Origin of the sequence: Xanthocytophaga agilis (genome assembly GCF_030068605.1) — a bacterium.
Taxonomy (GTDB): Bacteria; Bacteroidota; Bacteroidia; order Cytophagales; family 172606-1; genus Xanthocytophaga; species Xanthocytophaga agilis.
The window spans coordinates 40,937-61,942 of record NZ_JASJOU010000023.1 but is presented as its reverse complement, the minus strand read 5'-3'; the positions used below and the strand labels follow the sequence as shown (position 1 = coordinate 61,942).

Sequence of the window (21,006 nt, the reverse complement as noted above, 5' to 3'; positions counted from 1 at the left end):
TGAACTCTAGGCAAAAACTATTTTCTTCCAAACAAATCAAATAGCCTCTTCTCCATGTCACTTGCGTTGAACGTACCGCAAAACGCGTTCTGCATATAATTCAGTTCGGCTAGCAATATGTACTCACCATAGGCAAAACTATTCCTTTAATGAAATTCTTACCCAGGCAAACTCCTTCTCGTCCACATTGTCCCAGCCCCAGGTGACAGCATAATTGCCTGCTTTTACTTTAAAGACAGTACCTACACCCAGAATGTTCAGAGAATTGAGTTGCACAGGTGGATTTAAATCTGCAATCGGCTCCAGTCCTGCCGCAGCTCCAAGGTCTCCTTGTGTCATCGGTGACCATGCCAGCACACCCCGTCCTGTAGGAAAGTTTAGAGTACCTACTTCGTATGATTTATCACTGGAGGCAATCACTTCCAGCGCTTTGGCTTTGTGTATGTCTTGCGTAGTTACAAATAACACTTCACTGCCTGTGGGTTCAAGAGCCAGTGTTACTATGTTAGGCTGTACATCCCAAAAGAGAGCCTGGGCATCATTCCCAAATGGAGCAATAGCGATCTCATCCTGATTCAGATACATTTCACAGATGTGTGTGTAGTCGGTATATGCTTCCATCAGAAGACGAAAGCTGATTTTCTCCTCCAGCAGAAAGTTGTATTGCAGCCCAATATGCTCCAGCCATGTATCCATCCATTTTTCTATGAGATCAGGTGTGGCATGTGGTGACAGTATGTTATACTCTCTGTTCATTACTTCATCCCATACAGTTTTTTTTACCTGCATCAGAAGTTGAGGTTGCTTCTCATACAACTCTTTGAGTAATGACAGTACAAACTCTTTACAAGAGGCTTCACTATAAAAGTAAATAGGCTGTACCATCTCAAAATCCGGTGAAAGCTCATTTACCAATGGGCCATCGTATCTAATCCGGAATCGTTCGCTTAACTGTTCGTCGCTACCTTTCCATTGAGCATAGTCTTCAACAGAAGAAATCATAAAAGGTCCGCCTTCACTTCCCGCACTGCCATACCACACAAAATGCTTTTGTTGTGTTTGCATATACTCTATCTATATATCTGTGATTAGTTGAGGTAGTCTGTATAGCGCTCAGGAAGCTGAAAACCGGCTTAATGTTTCGCGTGATACTCCGAGATAGGAGGCAATCAGCAACTTAGGTACCCGTTGAAGGAGTGTAGGATATTGCTGCATCAGTTGCTCATAGCGCAATCGGGCATCGTTGTTGAGCAAAGATAAAATACGCTGTTGCATAGCCACATATCCCAAAGAAGCTTTCATTCGGAAAAAATACTCCATTTTATGTAGTTCAGCGCAAAGCAGTTTTTTGTTTTCAAACGATATACTGAGCAGTTCGGATGCTTCAATACAGTCGATATTCAGTGTGGCCTGTCTTTGGGTGATATACGCCTGATAATCGGTAACCCACCAGTTTTCCATAGCAAACTGTATAATATGTTCTTTGCCTGTTTCGTTGGTATAAGAAGCCTTTAGCAGTCCATTCAGCACAAAATACTCATGTGTTACGTAGCTGCCCTCTTGCACCAGGTATTGGTGTTTCTTTAACTTTTTGTGTGTAAAGAGTGATTGTATGTACTCAAATTCGGAATCTGTCAGTGCTACAATCTCTTCAATATGTTGCCTCAGTACTATACTCATAATTCTAAAAAGCGGAATAGCTAAACATCTGATTGGCAAAAGTACATTTTACCACATACAGATTGCTATTTCTTATACTATTCATGTGATCTACGTCACAGAAAAATTGTGATCTGGCTCCTTCTTAAACACACATAGATCTACCAACTTTGCCCCAGTAAAACAAACTTAGTTACCAGAATATGAAACGTAGTACAGCTTTTTTATGTATTGTCTTGTCTCTGGTTATAGCCTTACAGGGATATAGCCAACTTAAAATAAAACACACAAAACATACCTCAACACATATGAAAACCAGGAAAGTACTTTTTGTTGTTACATCCTATGGTGAAATACAAGCCACAGGACACAAAACCGGAATATGGCTCGAAGAATTGGCCTCTCCGTATTACCTTTTATCTGAACAGGATATCGAATTGGTGATTGCCTCACCTAAGGGAGGTAAAGCCCCAATAGACCCTAAAAGCCTTGCTCCCGACTATGTAACAGCCTCTGTGAAACGATTCCAGCAGGATGCAGATGCCCAGAAGAAACTGGATAACACGCTTGCCCTGACAGAGGTTAAAGCCAGTGATTATGATGCTATCTTCTATCCGGGTGGACATGGTCCTATGTGGGATCTGCCTGAGAACACACAGTCTATCCAACTCATCGAATCATTTTATGCAGCTAACAAACCTGTAGCTCTGGTATGTCATGCTCCGGCAGCGCTAAAAAATGTGAAGGGCAAAGATGGCGCCCCTTTAATTAAAGGCAAGAAAGTGACAGGTTATTCCAATAGTGAAGAAGTAGCCGGAAATTCTACTCAGGAATGTCCGTTCCCACTGGAAGACATGCTAAAAGAAAAAGGAGGTAACTATGAAAGTGGTGGAGACTGGAAACCTTTTCTGGTAACTGATGGCCGACTGATCACAGGACAAAATCCAGCTTCATCCGAACTGGTAGCAACTGAAATTCTGAGTCAATTGGGAGTTACTGCCAAAGCAAAATAGTAACCAGCATATAGTAAAATATATATGACAGGTCCGAGCAACTGTTCGGACCTGTTTTTGTTTGATGTTAAGTACTATGTCTTACTAGTCTATAATAATGCTAATATCCCCAAATTAAACTTCCGGGCTATACGACGTACAGATGGTGGAGGCCCAAAAACACAACCTTTGCAGTAACGAACAGTTCCCTTTTTATGCTTTATAAATTGTATTATCTTTTTTTCATGTGCACTTAATTGTAGTCTATTCTTCTTTTTCAATTGAGAAAGCCCTTTCAATGCATATAGCTGTTTCTCTGTGTTTGCAGAATGTAACCAGACCATCAGGCTGCCTCTCTCTTTGTTTTTAACAAAATGTCTGATTTTTTCTTCCCATTCTGAAGGCCATCCTCCTAGTCCACAACCTTCCTCATATACAGATTCTTCATCAAAAAGCTCATGTTCATCTATCTTAGTCTGAAATAAGGTTTGAAATTCGTTTCTAAAAAGCTGATAGGTACTATCATTTCTATACCTGGTAATAGTTTCATAATAATGTTCTTTCTGGCCTCCGACTAGAGTATCTTTCCGCTTACTTAGTTCATAATAACACAAAATCTTTGAGGTAGTTATACAGGTTATCCGAAACCAGTCAAATTCATAAGAAGATGGATTTTCTTTTTTGTATATACGGGCGTCTACACAAAAAATGACCTCCTTGTAACCAGTAGTAAGATTGCGTATATAGTCACGGTATATAGTAGCACTCCCCTCATTGCGATTCACACTATCCATGTACTTTTTCAGTTTACCAAAGCTTTTGGTTTGTAAAACAGCTATAAGGCTAGACTGCACCTGGGCATTCAGAGTTGAAGTAAGGAAGAAGAGGAAGGGTACAAGTAAAAAATGTTTATACATAAGCAGAAATGAGGCAGATAGGACGATAACTTGAGTGTGTACAACCAAGCAATAAAAATGCCATTCTTAGAATGTACAAAACAGGAGAGATGGTTAATACTGTCTCATAATTATAGCATTATCAGAAGTGTTGTATAGTTAAGATGAAGATACTTTTTGAATGCGACATTTACTTCTATCAGGTTGAGCTATATACAGATTTAATACAGTACCCAGCTAGCAAGGTGAGTTGTAGGATCCTCTCCTGACTCAGAGACGGATCATATACACCCAGAGCCAGATTAAATGTATCCGAAAAATTAAACAATCCTGATAGTACACTAGTATCTTCCTGAAACTGTATGTGGGTAAACGTTATAACCAGATCTGATTTGTGTTTTACAATTCGGAATTCTTCGGTAGAAAATATTTTTCTGATCAGACGGTATTCCTGGTCTTCCAGATAAATAGTGCATATATAGCCTGATAAGGACAGGGTCGGGAAGCTGATATAGCCAACAGGATGCTCATCATATAATACACATGTTTGGCCTTCTTCTTTCTGAATGGTTAAGTTCTTCTCCAGAAAGGCGGTTTGATAATACATGCTGGGAAATAGAAAAGACCAGAATGCCGTTTGGTTGGGTGCTTTTTCTTTTGTGAGTACAGTGATAGTCATTCCATACTCGTCCAGTAACTGGACATTCCAACTTTTGTAATATACCACAAGGGTGTATACCATAGGTATTTTTCAGGAAGAAATCTCTCTAAGAAGTTAATTCATTTGAAAATACTTTTTTCTGGCAAGAATCAGAAATGAAATACTGTTTTAGTAGTAAGAAAAGAGCATATTTTACTTTATATCTACCTGCTAACTAAATGCATTAACTATGCAACCTCTATGAGAGTAGATGCATCTTGCTGTAAGACAACACTTACAACTCCACTACTATGAAAAAGCTTTCACTTTTACCCCCAAGCTTTCTGCTACTTTGTCTGACTCATTTGTCATTTTCACAGACAGTCAACAAAGACATTCAAACCTTGGATGGGACTGTAGTTTCTGTCCAAGATGTAACACAGAAACTAACACCACTCCTGGACAGTGCACACATTCCAGGACTATCTCTTGCAATTGTGAATCACTCTACAATTGTTTATTCACATGCATTTGGTGTGAAAGATAAAACTACCAAAGCTCCTGTAACAACAAACACTCTGTTTGAAGCCGCCTCTCTAACAAAGACTGTTTTTGCGTTTGCTGTTTTAAAACTTGTAGAAGAAGGGAAACTTTCTCTGGATAAACCCTTGCATGAATATCTGGACAAACCCTATGAAGGGTTGACAGACAAACGGTATAATGCCATTACTGCCCGTATGGTACTTAGTCACACTACAGGCTTCCCTAACTGGCGGGACGATAAGCTTACTATCGGATTTACACCTGGAGAGAAGTTTAGTTATTCAGGTGAAGGATATGTATTTCTGCAAAAAGTAGTTGAGCACATCACCCAAATGCCTCTGGATAAACTCATTCAGATTAAAGTTTTTACACCTCTTTTCATGAAAGATAGCTACATGGTTTGGACTTCCGTTATACAACCACGGGTAGCAACTGCATATGATAGGAGTGGAAAATCGGTAAAGGGAAATCAATCCAAAGAAGCCAACGCCGCTTACTCACTTTATACAACAGCAGAAGATTACTCCCGGTTATTGATTGCGATTCTCAAACCTGCTGTTTTGCAGTCGTCATCCATTACCGCCATGCTTACCCCACAAATCTCTTTATCAGATGCACAACCTAATTTATCCTGGGGATTGGGATGGGGACTGGAAAAAACGGCACAAGGTATAGTAGGTTTTCATTGGGGTGATAATCCAGGCTATAAAGCGTATACACTACTAGTGCCTGAAAAAGAAAAGGCACTCGTTTATTTTACCAATAGTGACAATGGCTTGAACATTCGGGATCAACTGGTTGATGTTACGTTAGGAGGGAAGTATACCCTCTATGACTGGTTAGGCTATGATCAGTATAATTCCCCACAAACACTGTTATGGGAAACCGCCCGTGTAAAAGGTGTGCAAGCAGGTCTGGATCAATACCGAAAGTTCAAAGAAACAGCAATCATAAAACCAGATGAGAACATACTGTATAAGCTCGGGTACAAATTCTATTATGAGAAGAAGTATCTGGAAGCCATTGAAGTATTTCAGTTTAATACAAAAGAATATCCTTCCTATTGGAAAACCTATGTAGCCTTGGCGGATACCTATGGCAATATGGAGAAGATGGACTTGTGTATACAAAACCTTGAAAAAGCTATTGAGCTGAATCCTGACTTTGAGCAGGGCAAACAAATGCTCAAACAACTGAAAGAGAAGAAGTAATTATGGGCCTCACAAAGAAGCCTGTAAATAAAAGGAAAAGCACCTCTTAGACACACAAATCCCTTTTCTGTTCTTCTCAAAGAACCATCTCCTTCCTGCCCTTCTGAAAGAAACTTCCCGCTACGGCGGGACACGTGTGACAAATAGAGTCGCGTTCGGTTTCTGAAAGAAAAAAATACTTTCCAAACCCATAAGCCGCCGGTCTTGCCAAAAGATTCTTTCAGAAGGACAATAAGGGAATGAAGTGGATAAAGGAGTGTTTTTTACAAATTCATAGACTAGCTCACCAAACTCTCATTTGATGCGCCTCTTTTGAGCAAGCAAAAAAGAGTGACAGGGCGTGAGGTATATATAAGTTCTTGACAATGGACAAACTTAGTAGGAAAGAGCCGTATACTCTGAAAACACACATGTTCATGTCTTGAGTAAGACAGGCGTCGGTCTCTACATTTGTATACATCTCAGGCTAACCTGCCTTTATCAAATTGTAGTACCTACAAGATATAACCATGAACACCAGACACTTCTTACTACTTATCCTCGTTTCAGTTTTATCAGGTGTGCTATACGCACAGACTCCAACATCTGGAACTGCTACTAAAATTCAACCTTCAGCTAATGCCAATCTGAAGATAGATCCCAAGCTTAGAGTGAATCCTGCCTTTCAGAAGTTATCCGGAACCGGACGTAAACGTTGGGTTGTAACAGCTATCAATCGATCTGGTTACAAAATTCCTGTAGAGTCAGGTTCGTGTTATGCAGATAATGAACTTATTTTAAGCAGTGATCTGAACGCTTCTTACTCTGAAGGAACAAAATTGTGTGTAAAGTCAATGCCTACTGTACCTGATCTGCACTGGCAGATCAGTTCTGATGGTAAGAAACTGACTTTGAGTGGGCTACCTGTTATGAAAGAAGATAACAGCAATGCTATGATAGGTTTTTTGTTGGGAAGTGATGCTGAAGTCCTGGAACTTACCGAAACTACACTTCGTCTGAGATTTCAAGGAATTGATGGTTATATCAGTGGAAAATTTGCCCCTGTAACCAATGAGATTACTTACACAGCTAAATAAGAGTAGAGGAGGGATATGCTATGAATTCTTTTAATTTTCTAGGCTGTATGAGAACGCCAAAGGAATTGGTTAGATTCTGTCAAGTTATGTGTGTTTTATGGATACACAATCTGCGTTGGCAGATAGTCGTATGTAGTCTGTTGATTTTGTGTGCGTTACCTGTAAAAGCCCAGATAACGTATGCCACACCACAGGCTGCTGCCAAAGCGCTTTTTGAGGCATGGCGCACCAAAAACAGAACCAAGGCTTTACAAGTAGCAAATGAAGAGTCCGTTGATAAGTTGATGGGGACTATTTTTCGTAAACAACGGAAATTAACAGAATGTCATAATGCTTCAGATACCGAAAAGGGCCTGTATTATTGCGTGTATGGAGATAGTGAAGATGAACTATTGTCAGTAGCCTTTTACATGACCAAAACCCGAAAGGGATGGCAGGTGAAGCGGGTTTCCTTTGCTGCTGAAGGGTAAAGGTAGAATAGGAAGAGCAATTGGTAATAAGCAAAGTGTAGTAGTATATGATCTGGTGTTTATGCAGTGTAATACTAGTGATTACTTCCACAAGGTATGTTAATGCTTATATTTTCGTTACTTTTACCAGTATGGATATTGACTAATAATGTGTTAAGTTATTATTGGAATGTTATTTTCCATGTATTGTATAGAAAATATTTGCTAATAGCTAATATTTAGTTTATATTTGCAGAAATATTAAGCAAGAGGGGGCATGTGTCCCCTCTTTTGCTTCGTGGAATGATAAGCTATAAATATAGCCAGTACCAGATCAAAGGGCATGAAAGACCAGGAACACATACGCCAATTAGTAGAAACACAACTAAGCGAATCTCCTTACTTTGTTGTTGATGTTTATGTAAGTGGTTCAAGAACTACTCCTAAAGTAACAATTACATTAGATGGAGACAATGGAATAGGAATTGATACCTGTGCAGATATAAGTCGTGATGTTGACAAGAGAATAGAAGAAGAGGGATTATTTCCTAAAGGATATGTATTGGAAGTTTCTTCACCAGGTATTGATCAGCCATTAAAATTAGTGCGTCAGTATCCCAAACATATAGGACGTCAGGTGCGTATTCACCTTAAGGATGGAGTTACAAGAGAAGGAAAGTTAGAGGCTGTTGATAATGAGAATATTACTTTTCAGGAAGAAATTGTAAATAAAGCTAATAAAAAGAAAAAAGAACTTGTCACGGCAACAGTTGCCATTCTGGATATTGATAAAGCATTTGTGCTGGTATCTTTCAAATAGAAAGAGATTGTATTATACATCCAAGATTCATGACCCAAGACTAACATACAATGAGCAAAGAAAGTAAAGAACTGATTGAGTCATTTGCGGAGTTTGCGAGACTCAAAAACATTGACCGTCCGACAATGATCCGCATTCTGGAAGATGTTTTTCGGACAATGATCCGCAAGAGATATGGCGCCGATGAGAACTTTGATATCATTATAAATGCAGACAATGGTGATTTGGAGATCTGGCGTTTTCGCAAAATTGTAGATGATAACTCAGAAGATATCTGGGATCATGATAAAATATCACTGTCAGATGCCCGGAAGATAGAGCCTGATTTTGAGGTGGATGAGGAAGTAGCTGAGTCTATTAAGTTGGAAGATTTCGGACGTCGTGTAGTACAAACAGCACGCCAGACACTAATCCAAAAAGTAAAGGATCTGGAAAAAGATTTACTTTTTCAGAAATATAAGGAACTTGTTGGCGAAATAATTGTTGCAGAAGTATACCAGATATTAGGCAAAGAAATTATTCTGCTAGATGCAGAAGGTCATGAACTAGCCTTGCCTCGTACAGAACAGATTCCCAAAGACCGGTTTCGGAAAGGGGATTCTGTAAAAGCTATTGTACACCGTGTTGAAATGGTGAATGGCACTCCTAAGATTATTCTGTCTCGTACTTCTCCTGTATTCTTAGAAAGATTATTTGAAAGTGAAGTTCCTGAGGTGTTTGATGGGGTTATAGCCATTAAAAAAATTGTGCGTGAGCCAGGAGAAAGAGCAAAAGTGGCTGTTGAAAGCTTTGATGATCGGATAGATCCGGTTGGCGCATGTGTAGGAATGAAAGGATCTCGTATTCATACTATTGTTCGGGAACTGGACAATGAAAATATTGATGTTATTAATTACACAGATAACATTGAACTATATATTTCCCGTGCTCTAAGTCCAGCAAAAATCAGTCGTATTACCATTGATGAAGAAGAAGGCCGTGTTGCTGTCTATATGCGTCCGGACCAGGTTTCTCTGGCAATTGGTAAAAGTGGGCAAAACATCCGACTGGCTGGTAAACTGGTAGGCATGGAAATAGATGTATATCGAGATACAGATGAAGAGGGAGATGAAGATATTGATCTTCAGGAGTTTGATGACGAAATTGAACGTTGGATTATTGACGAACTTCGTCGTGTAGGTTTGGATACAGCCCGTAGCGTGCTAGCTCTGAGCAAAGAAGACTTGATTCGGAGAACAGATCTGGAAGAAGAAACAATTGACGATGTACTTCAGATATTGAGACAGGAATTTGAGGAAGAAAGCTAATAATAGAAATAATTGATTGCAATGAGGGAAAAATATAGTATCTTTTCAAGATGAAAGTCGTCCTCTAGTGTAATCATCTGAATAATAAATAAAATATCCGTTCATTATTCTCCTCTTTGGCAAGGAGGCGTTTTCATAATTCAGAGGGTATTTCTGATTTTTGTTTCTTAACCAGTAAAGTTGCCCAGTTTTTATGCGTTCAGGGATAGTATTTTGTTAGGAGAGGCAGAGTGAAATCTTCTGCTTTTCAGCGATACGCGGTCATTGTAACATTCATTTTTATTCACATTACCTTAAAACAAGAAAAGACATTTATTCATAACTCATGGGAGAAGAAAAAATGATGCGATTAAGTCAGGTTGCCAGACAACTCAACGTAGGGACTTCCACTATACTGGATGTGCTGGGGCAGCGTGGCTTTAAAGTAGAAAATTCACCGAATGCAAAAATTACTTCTGAGCAATTTGAAATACTGGCAAAAGAATTCAAAGGATCAGCTTTAGAGAAAAAAGAAGCTTCTGAACTTACTATTGGTAAGAAACATAATGAGAATCTGGTTGTAGATGCTAATCGGCCAGAGCGTCGTGACAAGACGGAAGAAGAAGAGTTTTTTATTCCACCTCATATTTCTGAGAAAGAGACACCTGTTATTAAAGAAACGCCTGGTGTTCAGGAACCTTCTGCTGTTCGTTCAGAAACAGGGCGTATCACTTTACCTGGAGTGAAGATATTAGGAAAAATAGAGCTGGACAAGAAAGGAAATCCTATTCCTCCAAAAGTTCAGCCACAACCTCAACCAGTAGTTGAACCCGTGGTTGAAAAAATAGAAGAAGTAAAACCTCCTGTAGAGGAGAAAGTTATAGAAACACCTGTGCAACAACCTCCAGTGGAGAAGGCACCTGAAGTAAAAGAAGTGGAGCCAGTAGTTCAGAATGTAGAGCCTGTTAAGGTAGAGAAGGTAGAAGAACCTGTAAAAGAAGTTGAACAACCTGTTGTAACTCCGCCTGTAGTAGTGGCGCAAGAAGTTCCTCAGCAACAAAAACCTAAAGAAACTCCATTGCCTAAAGTTGAAACAAAAACGGAAAAACCTATTGAGAAATCGATACCTCCTCAGCCTAAGAGTAATCCTGTAGAAGCAACTCAACCAGAAGAAAGGGTTGAATTGGTAAAGGCAAGAGGAGAAACATTGAGAGGGTTATCTGTTTTGGGAAAAATAGAGTTGCCTTTAGATAAAGATAAACGTAAAAAAGGTGGACCTGCTGGTAACAATAACCCGGCTAATGCTGCGAATGATGATGATAAGAAAAAGAAGAAACGTAAGCGTAAACGGTTAAAATCAGGCCAACCAGAGAATAATACTAATAACACTACAGAAGCAGGAAAGCCAAAAGGCCAGCCTTCGAATACGAATGCCAATACAAACAATAATACCAATACCAACACGAATACAGGACAATCAAAGAACAAACCTGTTGGTAACAATAACAACAATAATAGTAATAATAACAACAGCAATAACAATAATAACAGACAGCAAGGTAATAAGCGGAACAAAAACAAGCGGGAAGAAGTATCCGATCGTGAGGTTCAGGACCAGCTAAAGGCAACCTTAGCCAAAATGGGTGGCCGTAATGCGATTCGTGGTAAAGGAAAGACTCGCTCCCGAGATAATCGCGAGGAGGTAATTGGGGAAGTAGAAGAAACAAACATCCTTCGTGTAACAGAGTTTGTGTCTGTAAATGATATGGCCTCTCTGATGAATGTTTCTGTAAACGATGTAATCTCAGTTTGTTTGAATCTGGGTATGTTCGTTTCTATTAACCAACGTCTGGATGCTGAGGCTATCACTATTATTGCAGATGAATTTAACTATGATGTTAAGTTTATCTCAGCAGAGGAGGAGATTGAAGGGAATCTGATTAGTAATGAGGAGGATGTAGAAGAAGATCTTAAGCCACGTGCTCCTATTGTTACAATTATGGGTCACGTTGACCACGGTAAAACCTCATTGCTGGATTATATTCGGAAGGCTAAAGTAGCTGCTGGTGAAGCTGGAGGTATTACACAGCACATTGGAGCATACGATGTAATTACAGATTCTGGTAAGAAAATTACGTTTCTGGATACACCTGGTCACGAGGCATTTACCGCTATGCGTGCCCGTGGTGCAAAAATCACAGACGTTGTTATTATTGTAGTAGCAGCTGACGATAATGTGATGCCTCAAACCAAAGAGGCTATTAACCACGCGCAGTCTGCCGGAGTTCCTATTGTAATTGCTATTAATAAGATTGATAAGCCTAATGCTAATCCTGAGAAAATCAGAGAAGAACTGGCAAAAGAAAATGTTCTGGTAGAAGAATGGGGTGGTAAATACCAAAGCCAGGAAATCTCTGCCAAAAGTGGAAAAGGTATTGACGAGCTGTTGGAAAAAGTGCTGTTGGAAGCAGAACTTCTTGATCTGAAAGCTAATCCGAAGAAGAAAGCTGTGGGATCTGTAATTGAAGCTGCACTGGATAAAGGCCGTGGATATGTTGCTACAGTAATGGTACAGGCCGGAACATTGAAAATTGGAGATATCTTATTGGCAGGTGCACACTACGGTCGTATAAAAGCGATGCTTAATCACAAGGGCGCACGTGTGAAAGAAGTTGGTCCATCTACTCCTGTACAGATATTAGGTTTGGATGGTGCACCACAGGCCGGTGAGAAATTTAATGTGATGGAGTCTGAACGTGATGCACGTGAGATTGCAAACAAACGTGAGCAGATTTTACGAGAGCAAAGTATACGGACGCGTCGCCACATTACCCTGGATGAAATAGGTCGTCGTCTGGCACTTGATTCGTTCCGTGAATTAAACCTGATTGTAAAAGGCGACGTGGATGGCTCTGTGGAAGCTTTGGCTGACTCTTTACTACGATTGTCTACAGATGAAGTTCAGGTACGTATTATCCATAAAGGTGTTGGACAAATTTCTGAGGCCGACGTTATGCTGGCTTCAGCTTCAGATGCTGTAATCGTTGGTTTCCAGGTACGTCCATCTGTTAATGCACGTAAAGCTGCAGAAAATGAAGAAATAGAAATTCGTCTGTATTCTATCATCTACGATGCTATCAATGAAGTGAAAGATGCTATGGAAGGCATGCTTGCACCGAAGGTAGAAGAAGTAATTATGGGTACAATCGAAGTGAGAGAAGTCTTTAAGATTTCAAAAATAGGTACTGTTGCCGGATGTTATGTACAGGAAGGTCTTATTAAGAGAAATAATAAGATACGTGTTATCCGGGATGGTATCGTTGTTCACACAGGTGAGATTGATGCTTTGAAGCGTTTCAAAGATGATGTTAATGAAGTGAAGTTCGGTTATGAGTGTGGTTTGAGTGTGAAAAACTTTAACGATCTTCTTACTGGTGATACGATAGAAAGCTTTGAAAACCGTGAGACTAAACGAACATTGTAATAAGAGTTTTCTTTTTATAAAAAAAGCCGCTTACAGCAAGCGGCTTTTTTTATAAATACTTCATAAACAACAAGTAAAAGTTGAAATTGTATAATATTGTGTTAATGTCTGGTAATAAATAATTTACTAACTTTGATATCTGATTTATTTCATAGAATGATTACTTCCTTTTCTAAGATACTACTAAACGATATAGATTGAAAATTATTACTAGCTATGCAAAGGAACTCCCCTTATTCTAAGTTCATTGGCCTTGTTTTATTAATTGTTGATTTCTTTTTACTGGATGCGGCCTGTCGGTCTGCTTATCAATGGCGGCATCATTATTCTATAGATTATTCTAACTATTATGTTGATTTTCTAAGAATATTTCAGTTGGCCTGGATACCTGCGTCACTTGGAGTTGTATTGCTGCGTGACGTAAATATTTACAGAAGTTTATTGAAGACGCGTAAGTTCTTCTCTACACTGGTATATACCTTTGCCTTTCATGCGTTGCTTATCTTTGTCTTTATTATAGGCTTTCGCGATAAGTATTACGATCTTTCACGGGCATTCCTTTCTGCCGCATATCTCTTTAGCTTTGGGGCTACATTTTTGTTTCGGGTAGTTATTTCAATCATATTGAGGTATGGAATAAAATTACGTGAGAATGAGAATCGGGTTGTAATAGTAGGAGCTGGGTATGCAGGAAACGATCTATACCATTATATTATTGGTAATAAAGGGAAAGAAACCAAGTTTATGGGATTCTTTGATGATCAGCCCGAATTACCTAATCTGGTAATAAAAGGAAGACTCGAACATCTAAAGGATTATTGCAAAGAGAATCAGATTACCGAGATCTACTATGCCAAGTCGCTGAATAATACCGAGTTAATTAAGGATCTGGCTGATTTTGCAGATGAGCATTTTATTTATTTTAAAATAGCTCCGGATTTCAGAGGTTTGATGCAGCGTAAAGTCAATATCGATTTTTACGATACTGTACCTATCATGACCTTCCGTCAGGAACCTTTACAAGTATGGAGCAACCGAACATTAAAGAGGATATTTGATATTGTGTTTTCACTGGCTGTTATATTATTGGTGTTCCCATGGTTATTCTTAATAATCGGTATTGCCATCAAGATAAATTCCAGGGGGCCTATCTTCTTTAAGCAACCCCGGTCAGGTCGTAAGAACAAGCTGTTTAACTGCTATAAGTTTCGTACCATGTATGTAAACAATGAATCAAATAGCAAGCAGGCGACACGGGGAGACAAACGGATAACCAAAGTTGGTGCGTTTCTACGCAAAACCAGTTTAGACGAGATGCCTCAGTTTTTCAATGTGTTAATGGGAGATATGTCTGTAGTAGGACCAAGACCACACATGTTGAAACATACAGAAGAATACTCTCAGATGATTGAAAAATATCTGATTCGTCACTTTGTTACACCGGGAATTACTGGACATGCTCAAGTAAATGGCTTTCGTGGAGAGACCGGATCAGATCCTAAGCTTATGCGTAAGCGTTTGGAGTATGATACATGGTATATGGAGAACTGGAGTTTGTGGCTAGATATTAAAATTATCGTACAAACTGTAACCAATATATTCCAGGGAGAGGAAAATGCATTCTAACTAAGTGAAATATTGAACATATATATTTGCGATTTTAATAGTAAATAATTAGATTTGCAGCCCGTTTTTTAGGAAAAGAGTTTTCTGTTTAAAATATAGTTTATAAAACAAAATATCATGATCATTGTTCAGGTAAAAGAAAACGAATCTATTGACAAAGCGCTGAAAAGATTCAAAAAGAAATTTGAAAAAACTGGTGTTCTAAAAGAACTTCGTTCAAGAACTGCATTTGAAAAAAATTCTGTTCGTAGAAGAAATGAAGTAATTCGTGCTGCTTATCGCGAGAGAATGAGAGCTCAGGAAGAGATCTAAGCCGTAGAATTTCCCAAAATAACATTTTGCTAAAACCTCACCTGATCCAGGTGGGGTTTTTGTGTTTGTGGAAAATAAAAAAGGTAAAGAATAGCATTTGTATTTTTTCTTTTGTATGTTGGTGCTACGAAGACGCTTATAATTGAGAGTTGGCATGATTGAATTATTTTTAAAATATCTACAATACGAGAAAAGGTGTAGTCCGCATACTATAACAGCTTATCAGACCGATCTTGAGCAATTTGCCGCATTTCTCCAGTCATCTTATGAATACTCACAGCCGGAACTGGCTACTTTTCCTATTATCCGTTCCTGGATTGTAAGTTTGGTTGATATGCAGATCAATGCTACCTCTATAAACCGGAAAATAGCTACTCTACGTACTTTTTATAAATTTTTATTACGGCGAGGGACTATTGTTCAAAATCCTATGCTTAAGGTTCGTTCCTTAAAAGAAAGTAAAAAACTGCCTCATTTTGTGGAAGAGCAACAACTGGTAGCACTGTTGGATTCTTTTCCGTTTCCTGATGGTTTTGAGGGACTTAGAGATCGTTTGGTGATGGAAATGTTATATGGTACAGGTATACGGCTTGGCGAATTACTGAGCTTGGATGATAGTATGATATCCAAGATAGAAAGTACGATAAAAATTACAGGTAAACGGAATAAACAACGTATTATTCCATTACATGCCAGCTTACTTCCGCTCATAGAAATGTATCAACAGGAAAAAGAACGTGAATTCAATGGTACAGCAGATAAACATCTGGTAGTGACAACAGAAGGAAAGGAAGCCTATCCCATGCTTATCTATCGGATTGTACGCAAATACCTGACTGCAACAACTGTAGACAAACGAAGCCCACATGTGTTGCGGCATACATTTGCAACACATCTGTTAAATAAAGGAGCTGACTTAAACGCAATTAAAGATCTTCTGGGTCATAGTAGCCTTGCTGCGACTCAGGTTTACACGCACAACTCGCTCGAAAAGCTGAAAAAAGTATACGAGCAGGCGCACCCCAAGGCGTAAGAAAATGTACAAATTTGTACAAACGCAAATTTGTAAGTAACTCGTTGCATAGTTAACCATACAAAATGATGAGAAATTAGCTATGAATCAATTATTTGCACATTTGCATATCTGTGCATTTGTACATTGATTAAATTAATTGTTTCACTTTAATTATTTATGCGTATGAAACTGCAGATGCAATCTCTTCACTTTGATGCTGACAGCAAACTGTTGGCCTTCATTCAGAAAAAGGCAGAGAAACTGGATACGTTCTTTGGTCGAATTATTGACGGTGAAGTGATTTTAAGGCTGGAAAAATGCGATAATAAAGAGAATAAAGTTTTCGAACTTCGCATAAATGTGCCAGGCAATCAGTTTTTTGTCAAAGAGAAAGCCAGCACGTTTGAAGCGGCTACTGATCTGGCATTAGAAACAATGAAATCGCAACTCAGAAAGCATAAAGAAAAACTCCGAAGTCATAAAACAGATTCAAACGGAGTTGAAGATGTAACCAGTATTGAAGTAGAAGAAGAATTCTAGAAATAATAAATATGTCTGAAGAGACAGACACTATACAAAGGCCACTCTGAAACCAGAGTGGCCTTTGTATTAATTAGACTTGCTAAAAGCTTTCGCTTGTTCGGCAACAATAGCAATACCTTCTGTGAAAGAATGTGGTTGATACCCTAATTGTTGCTCCGCTTTTGTGATAACAAAGCCTGTTCTTGCCGGACGTTTGGCTGGCTGAGTAAATGTACTTGAATCTGCACGGGTCATAAAGGATTTATCAAGGCTAAAGAAATCAGCCGTTTGATTCGCCATCTCCCAAGGAGTTAGCATATCTTTACCTGATATATTAAATATTCCTGTTGCATCGTGCTTTACAATCAGATAGCAACCCATTGCAAGATCTTCTGCTAATGTTGGAGTACGCCACTGGTCATCTACTACTTTTATAGATTTTTGTCCTTCCAATGAGTTCTTTACCCAAAGAATAATATTACTACGGCTCATATCGTGTGCGATACCATAGACAAGGATAGTACGAGCAATAGCCCAGCGAAGATTAGGACTTTGTAATACAATTTTTTCGGCAGCTAGTTTGCTTTCGCCATAATAGCTCAGCGGATTTGCTTCTGCATTTTCATCATAAGGACCTGCTTCACCATCAAAAATAAAATCGGTAGAGAGGTGTAGCAGAAATGTATTATGAGCAGCACATGCTTCTGATAGGTGCTGGACTGCATCTACATTGAGTTTCCAACATCCTTCACGTTCTGATTCACATTGATCTACATTGGTCATTGCTGCAGTGTGAATTACATAGTCAGGCTTAAATTCTGCTATTATCTGTTGCACAGCTTCTGGATTGGAAACATCCAGACTACGATAAGTTCCCTTGCCTGATTCTAAGATTGGTAATCTGTTTTCACCACGTGCAGTAGCAATGAGTTCATATTCGCCTTGTTCCAGAATTAACTGAACCAGTTTTTGACCTAATAAACCATTGGAGCCGGTAAGAAGGATCTTTTTCATGGATAAATGTATGCTTGAATATAAATAAGTGTCTGGCTTTATTTTAAGGTATAGGGTATTTCAGATCTTTTGGATCACCTGTATAGAAATAAGCATAGTTGGATCGCATTTCTTCCCAGCCTTTTTCAGTTGTATGTTTTTCATTCATAATGTCTTCCCAGGCAATGCGCATTTGTCTAGCACACAATATAGGTGGAAACTGTCCTATACCTGTTCCAAGCCCTGGGATAGCTACTGAGTTAATTTTATCCCTTATCCCTTGTCCATCCGTAAATTTGCCATATTGGAGAAGGGTTAATATGGCTTTCATGCATAGGTATATATTAGGAGTGCGCAGTATCGTCATTGGGAGGCGCATAGTTGGCGCTGAAATCAGGTACGGAAAACTGGTATGATCAGTTGGTACAATCTCTGCTTGTCCGACTAATAGCTCACCATAATATTTTTCACGAATAATCTTTTGTAACCTTTTCTCAATATGCCATCCCAGATTTTTAGAGATTACAAAGTCAATACCACCATTCATATAACCAAAGCTATTGGCGGGGCTGACAATGGCATCACACGGATGCTCGAAAATAGAATCATTGAGGATAGAAACATTGGGTATGCCTTCGAATACTTTACTCCAGGCATCTGTAACTTGTTTGTTTGTATCGATAAAGTAAAATTGCATAGAAAGAGTTTAGAGTTGGATATGGTTGAATAATTACTTTATTATATGAGAAATGACTCACACCGTATTATTCATAGGTATACCCAAACTTCTTTGTAATCTTCTTCTTTTTTACTTTTTCTACTTTTATCTGCATTGCAATGTCTTTCTGAGGGCGGTCTTTGTCATTGCGAGGTTGTTTAGCGATAGTATCAAGTACATCTAAGCCTTGGATAACCTCACCAAAGACAGTATAATTTCCATCCAGATGAGGTGTACCACCCAGCGTTTTATATACTTGTTTTTGTGAGTCAGTTAATGCACGGCCAGCCCGCTTCTCCTGAGCCGCTAATTCCTGATCTGTGAATTTCTTGCCCTGAACAATATAGAACTGGCAACCGCTGGAAGCTTTTTCCGGATTGTTGTCACGCGCTGCAGCTAATGCACCTTTCTTATGAAATAGGGTAACATTAAATTCCGCAGGTACTTTATACCCTACATCTCCACCACCTAGCATTTCACCTGATTTGGCTTTTTTAGAGGTAGGATCTCCACCCTGAATCATAAAATTTTCGATGATACGATGAAAAAGCGTGCCATTATAGAATCCAGTATCTGCTAATGCGATAAAATTGGCTTTGTGTTTTGGTGTTTGGTCATACAGAATAGCGTACATTGTTCCAAATTCTGTAGAGAGTGTAATCAGATAGTCTTTTTTAGATTTTTTTTGGGCTGAAGCAGGAAAAAGAGCCCACAAGAGTAAAAGTAGTAATGAAATTTTTTTCATAGGCCAAATATAAAACCGGATTTCCAATTTTGATGATTTGTATCCTAAGTTTTTGTATACTATGCAAAATAAAAACACCCCACTTGGCTGGCCGCAAAATGAGGTGTATACATTCAGTACCGAGATTTTAGTTCTCCATTAACTCAAAGAAATGGGTTAAAGACTTCTCTTCTTCCATATCTTTGGGCATTCTGTCAACCAGCCAGTCATCAAGACTTAAGCCATGTCCACTAGGAGGGTCGAAAGGAGGAAATTCAAATCCGGAAGGAATGCCACCTCCACCATCACCACTATTATTATCAGGTCTGGAGGTTTTTTTAGCTGTTAATACATGCCAAACCATTCCTACTACACATATTATGCAAAATATACAAACCGATATGTAATCAAGAGTCATCTCCATAGCAATTATGTCATTAGAGTAAATACGTAGGTAAAATTATCTCGTTTATTTGTAAAAAAAACTTTAATCATTAACGATTTATTGCGTGTGAATGTTACGAATCAAGTAATCAGAGTAGCCTTCTCTCTGATAGATTTTTCACTAATAACGTGCCATAAAACGTAAAAACAAAACGTCTTAAACTTTCTGTAAATCAGGTGTTTGAGTGTTTTGTGGTGTTTTTCTGACCACTTTTGCCCATATACACTTATTTTGTGTTTGATCCTTATGGAAAGTAAACCTAAATAGTAAAAAAATATGCCTGAACTGGCATAAATGAGTGATAAAGTGAGGATAAAAACTTTTTAAAAAAAATTAGAAAAATCCATTATTTAAGTCTTATTCCTATAATTCTTCCTTTATTTTTGTTATATGAATTATATTCTTTTTGACGATACGCTTGTTCATGGGGCATTATTACCTCTCACATATACACGCCCAATTAGCCATATTCGCTTGGGAATTGTCACAATTGCTGAAAAATGGCTACATTTCTTACAAGGCGAAGTAAGTTATCTTACAGAAGGTTTTCTGCAGAAAAAATATATAAGTGTTTGGGGTGAGGATAACTTGCTGATAAATGGATCATTATGCCCGGATCAAAATCTGATTACAGTTATTAAGAAACTATCTCCCGGAGAGTCGCTACAGTGTGGAAATGTGTTGGTTGCTTTAAGGACACCACATCCTTTGAAAGATTGTAGAGATGTTATTACACAGGCGGAAAAGACTACTGTTCATACATATACTGGCACATTGACACAGGTACGTCAGCTGTCAGATATTTTTCTACTCAACGGGTCACAGATTCGTTCAGATTATGCATGGATTACAGAAAAACGTATTTCCAAAGAGATAACAGATCCACATACGATTATGTATAATCCTTCTCAAATATTTCTGGAAGAAGGAGCTAAAACAAAGGCCTGTATCCTTAATGCTGAGAATGGTCCTATTTATATTGGAAAATATGCAGATATACAGGAGGGAAGTATTATCCGGGGGCCTTTTGCAATCGGAGAGAGTAGTATTGTTGCCCTCGGAGCTAAAATGAGAGGTGAAATCACTATAGGGCCTCATTGTAAGATAGGAGGTGAAGTGAGTAACAGCATATTGTTTGGATTTAGTAATAAGGGGCATGATGGTTATCTGGGGAATTCAATCTTAGGGGAGTGGTGCAATCTGGGGGCTGATACCAATACTTCTAATCTGAAGAATGACTATGGCTTAGTGAAACAGTGGAGTTATGCTGAGAAAGATTTCGTAGATACAGGAAGACAATTTGTCGGTTTGGTAATGGGAGATCACTCCAAAGCAGGAATCAATACAATGTTTAATACAGGGACAGTAGTAGGAGTAAGTGCAAATATTTTTGGTGGCAATTTTCCTCCAAAACATATACCTTCTTTTACCTGGGGAGGTGCTGATGGATTGGATACCTATCGTTTGGACAGAGCACTGGAGGTTGCACAACGGGTACTTGAACGCAAAGCCATACTTCTTACTGCAGAGGATCGTGAAATATTGACTTATGTGTTTCATGCTACTCATGGGATACAATAAGAAAATACGGAAGC

General features: G+C 38.8%; 20 protein-coding genes. 12 read left to right on the top strand and 8 right to left on the bottom strand.

Annotated elements, in window-relative coordinates:
• Nucleotides 1-138: 138 nt before the first annotated feature.
• Both QNI22_RS37755 and QNI22_RS37750 read right to left on the bottom strand, forming a co-directional pair.
• Entirely contained in the window at nucleotides 139-1,065 is a 927-nt protein-coding gene (locus tag QNI22_RS37755) for a hypothetical protein (RefSeq protein WP_314519482.1), read from the bottom strand.
• Between the two features lie 48 nt (nucleotides 1,066-1,113).
• Nucleotides 1,114-1,680, bottom strand: a complete 567-nt coding sequence (locus tag QNI22_RS37750; RefSeq protein WP_314519480.1) for a Crp/Fnr family transcriptional regulator — start codon at nucleotides 1,678-1,680, stop codon at nucleotides 1,114-1,116.
• A 287-nt stretch (nucleotides 1,681-1,967) separates the two neighbouring features.
• Between QNI22_RS37750 and QNI22_RS37745 the strand changes: the two genes are divergently transcribed.
• Nucleotides 1,968-2,672, top strand: a complete 705-nt coding sequence (locus QNI22_RS37745) for a type 1 glutamine amidotransferase domain-containing protein (RefSeq protein ID WP_314519478.1) — start codon at nucleotides 1,968-1,970, stop codon at nucleotides 2,670-2,672.
• An 89-nt stretch (nucleotides 2,673-2,761) separates the two neighbouring features.
• Here the strand turns inward: QNI22_RS37745 and QNI22_RS37740 are convergent, their stop codons facing one another.
• Both QNI22_RS37740 and QNI22_RS37735 read right to left on the bottom strand, forming a co-directional pair.
• Entirely contained in the window at nucleotides 2,762-3,568 is an 807-nt protein-coding gene (locus QNI22_RS37740) for a hypothetical protein (RefSeq protein WP_314519476.1), read from the bottom strand.
• 178 nt (nucleotides 3,569-3,746) lie between these two features.
• Entirely contained in the window at nucleotides 3,747-4,289 is a 543-nt protein-coding gene (locus tag QNI22_RS37735) for a hypothetical protein (protein WP_314519475.1), read from the bottom strand.
• 209 nt (nucleotides 4,290-4,498) lie between these two features.
• Between QNI22_RS37735 and QNI22_RS37730 the strand changes: the two genes are divergently transcribed.
• From QNI22_RS37730 to hpf, 10 genes are all read left to right on the top strand, one after another.
• Nucleotides 4,499-5,941, top strand: a complete 1,443-nt coding sequence (locus QNI22_RS37730) for a serine hydrolase domain-containing protein (protein ID WP_314519474.1) — start codon at nucleotides 4,499-4,501, stop codon at nucleotides 5,939-5,941.
• A gap of 509 nt (nucleotides 5,942-6,450) precedes the next feature.
• Nucleotides 6,451-7,017 (top strand): hypothetical protein, encoded by a 567-nt coding sequence (locus QNI22_RS37725; RefSeq protein WP_314519471.1) that lies wholly within the window; start codon nucleotides 6,451-6,453, stop codon nucleotides 7,015-7,017.
• An 86-nt stretch (nucleotides 7,018-7,103) separates the two neighbouring features.
• Nucleotides 7,104-7,487, top strand: coding sequence for a hypothetical protein (locus tag QNI22_RS37720; protein ID WP_314519469.1), 384 nt, complete (start codon nucleotides 7,104-7,106; stop codon nucleotides 7,485-7,487).
• Between the two features lie 322 nt (nucleotides 7,488-7,809).
• On the top strand, nucleotides 7,810-8,286 hold the full coding sequence (locus QNI22_RS37715) for a ribosome maturation factor RimP (protein WP_314519468.1): 477 nt from the start codon (nucleotides 7,810-7,812) through the stop codon (nucleotides 8,284-8,286).
• A 50-nt stretch (nucleotides 8,287-8,336) separates the two neighbouring features.
• Nucleotides 8,337-9,593 carry a transcription termination factor NusA gene (gene nusA, locus QNI22_RS37710; protein ID WP_314519466.1) on the top strand — a complete coding sequence of 419 codons (1,257 nt, stop codon included), beginning with the start codon at nucleotides 8,337-8,339 and terminating at the stop codon, nucleotides 9,591-9,593.
• A 325-nt stretch (nucleotides 9,594-9,918) separates the two neighbouring features.
• Nucleotides 9,919-13,056 carry a translation initiation factor IF-2 gene (infB, locus tag QNI22_RS37705; protein WP_314519465.1) on the top strand — a complete coding sequence of 1,046 codons (3,138 nt, stop codon included), beginning with the start codon at nucleotides 9,919-9,921 and terminating at the stop codon, nucleotides 13,054-13,056.
• Nucleotides 13,057-13,272: 216 nt separating this feature from the next.
• Nucleotides 13,273-14,682 carry an undecaprenyl-phosphate glucose phosphotransferase gene (locus QNI22_RS37700; RefSeq protein ID WP_314519463.1) on the top strand — a complete coding sequence of 470 codons (1,410 nt, stop codon included), beginning with the start codon at nucleotides 13,273-13,275 and terminating at the stop codon, nucleotides 14,680-14,682.
• 117 nt (nucleotides 14,683-14,799) lie between these two features.
• On the top strand, nucleotides 14,800-14,994 hold the full coding sequence (gene rpsU / locus QNI22_RS37695; protein ID WP_314519462.1) for a 30S ribosomal protein S21: 195 nt from the start codon (nucleotides 14,800-14,802) through the stop codon (nucleotides 14,992-14,994).
• A gap of 154 nt (nucleotides 14,995-15,148) precedes the next feature.
• Nucleotides 15,149-16,027, top strand: coding sequence for a tyrosine-type recombinase/integrase (locus QNI22_RS37690; protein ID WP_314519461.1), 879 nt, complete (start codon nucleotides 15,149-15,151; stop codon nucleotides 16,025-16,027).
• 159 nt (nucleotides 16,028-16,186) lie between these two features.
• Complete coding sequence (gene hpf, locus QNI22_RS37685) at nucleotides 16,187-16,549, top strand: ribosome hibernation-promoting factor, HPF/YfiA family (RefSeq protein WP_314519460.1); 363 nt, start codon at nucleotides 16,187-16,189, stop codon at nucleotides 16,547-16,549.
• A 69-nt stretch (nucleotides 16,550-16,618) separates the two neighbouring features.
• On the opposite strand, the gene QNI22_RS37680 is transcribed toward hpf, so the two are convergent.
• The 4 genes from QNI22_RS37680 to QNI22_RS37665 form a co-directional block, all read right to left on the bottom strand.
• Entirely contained in the window at nucleotides 16,619-17,545 is a 927-nt protein-coding gene (locus QNI22_RS37680; RefSeq protein ID WP_314519458.1) for an SDR family oxidoreductase, read from the bottom strand.
• A 43-nt stretch (nucleotides 17,546-17,588) separates the two neighbouring features.
• Nucleotides 17,589-18,221, bottom strand: coding sequence for a macro domain-containing protein (locus tag QNI22_RS37675; RefSeq protein WP_314519456.1), 633 nt, complete (start codon nucleotides 18,219-18,221; stop codon nucleotides 17,589-17,591).
• A 67-nt stretch (nucleotides 18,222-18,288) separates the two neighbouring features.
• Nucleotides 18,289-18,987: a peptidylprolyl isomerase gene (locus QNI22_RS37670; protein WP_314519454.1), complete on the bottom strand. Its 699-nt coding sequence runs from the start codon at nucleotides 18,985-18,987 to the stop codon at nucleotides 18,289-18,291.
• A gap of 127 nt (nucleotides 18,988-19,114) precedes the next feature.
• The gene (locus QNI22_RS37665; protein WP_313983210.1) at nucleotides 19,115-19,330 is read right to left on the bottom strand and encodes a hypothetical protein; all 216 of its coding nucleotides are present in this window, start codon (nucleotides 19,328-19,330) and stop codon (nucleotides 19,115-19,117) included.
• Nucleotides 19,331-19,801: 471 nt separating this feature from the next.
• On the opposite strand from QNI22_RS37665, the gene QNI22_RS37660 reads away from it, so the two are divergent.
• On the top strand, nucleotides 19,802-20,992 hold the full coding sequence (locus QNI22_RS37660; protein WP_314519452.1) for a GlmU family protein: 1,191 nt from the start codon (nucleotides 19,802-19,804) through the stop codon (nucleotides 20,990-20,992).
• Nucleotides 20,993-21,006: the final 14 nt, after the last annotated feature.

Coding starts and splice junctions, on each gene's coding strand:
- rpsU (WP_314519462.1), top strand. CDS start 14,800: ATGATCATTGTTCAGGTAAAAGAAAACGAATCTATTGACAAAGCGCTG.
- QNI22_RS37755 (WP_314519482.1), bottom strand. CDS start 1,065: ATGCAAACACAACAAAAGCATTTTGTGTGGTATGGCAGTGCGGGAAGT.
- QNI22_RS37665 (WP_313983210.1), bottom strand. CDS start 19,330: ATGGTTTGGCATGTATTAACAGCTAAAAAAACCTCCAGACCTGATAAT.
- QNI22_RS37670 (WP_314519454.1), bottom strand. CDS start 18,987: ATGAAAAAAATTTCATTACTACTTTTACTCTTGTGGGCTCTTTTTCCT.
- QNI22_RS37715 (WP_314519468.1), top strand. CDS start 7,810: ATGAAAGACCAGGAACACATACGCCAATTAGTAGAAACACAACTAAGC.
- QNI22_RS37690 (WP_314519461.1), top strand. CDS start 15,149: ATGATTGAATTATTTTTAAAATATCTACAATACGAGAAAAGGTGTAGT.
- QNI22_RS37700 (WP_314519463.1), top strand. CDS start 13,273: ATGCAAAGGAACTCCCCTTATTCTAAGTTCATTGGCCTTGTTTTATTA.
- QNI22_RS37660 (WP_314519452.1), top strand. CDS start 19,802: ATGAATTATATTCTTTTTGACGATACGCTTGTTCATGGGGCATTATTA.
- QNI22_RS37745 (WP_314519478.1), top strand. CDS start 1,968: ATGAAAACCAGGAAAGTACTTTTTGTTGTTACATCCTATGGTGAAATA.
- QNI22_RS37725 (WP_314519471.1), top strand. CDS start 6,451: ATGAACACCAGACACTTCTTACTACTTATCCTCGTTTCAGTTTTATCA.
- hpf (WP_314519460.1), top strand. CDS start 16,187: ATGCGTATGAAACTGCAGATGCAATCTCTTCACTTTGATGCTGACAGC.
- QNI22_RS37675 (WP_314519456.1), bottom strand. CDS start 18,221: ATGCAATTTTACTTTATCGATACAAACAAACAAGTTACAGATGCCTGG.
- QNI22_RS37680 (WP_314519458.1), bottom strand. CDS start 17,545: ATGAAAAAGATCCTTCTTACCGGCTCCAATGGTTTATTAGGTCAAAAA.
- infB (WP_314519465.1), top strand. CDS start 9,919: ATGGGAGAAGAAAAAATGATGCGATTAAGTCAGGTTGCCAGACAACTC.
- QNI22_RS37720 (WP_314519469.1), top strand. CDS start 7,104: ATGTGTGTTTTATGGATACACAATCTGCGTTGGCAGATAGTCGTATGT.
- QNI22_RS37735 (WP_314519475.1), bottom strand. CDS start 4,289: ATGGTATACACCCTTGTGGTATATTACAAAAGTTGGAATGTCCAGTTA.
- QNI22_RS37730 (WP_314519474.1), top strand. CDS start 4,499: ATGAAAAAGCTTTCACTTTTACCCCCAAGCTTTCTGCTACTTTGTCTG.
- QNI22_RS37750 (WP_314519480.1), bottom strand. CDS start 1,680: ATGAGTATAGTACTGAGGCAACATATTGAAGAGATTGTAGCACTGACA.
- nusA (WP_314519466.1), top strand. CDS start 8,337: ATGAGCAAAGAAAGTAAAGAACTGATTGAGTCATTTGCGGAGTTTGCG.
- QNI22_RS37740 (WP_314519476.1), bottom strand. CDS start 3,568: ATGTATAAACATTTTTTACTTGTACCCTTCCTCTTCTTCCTTACTTCA.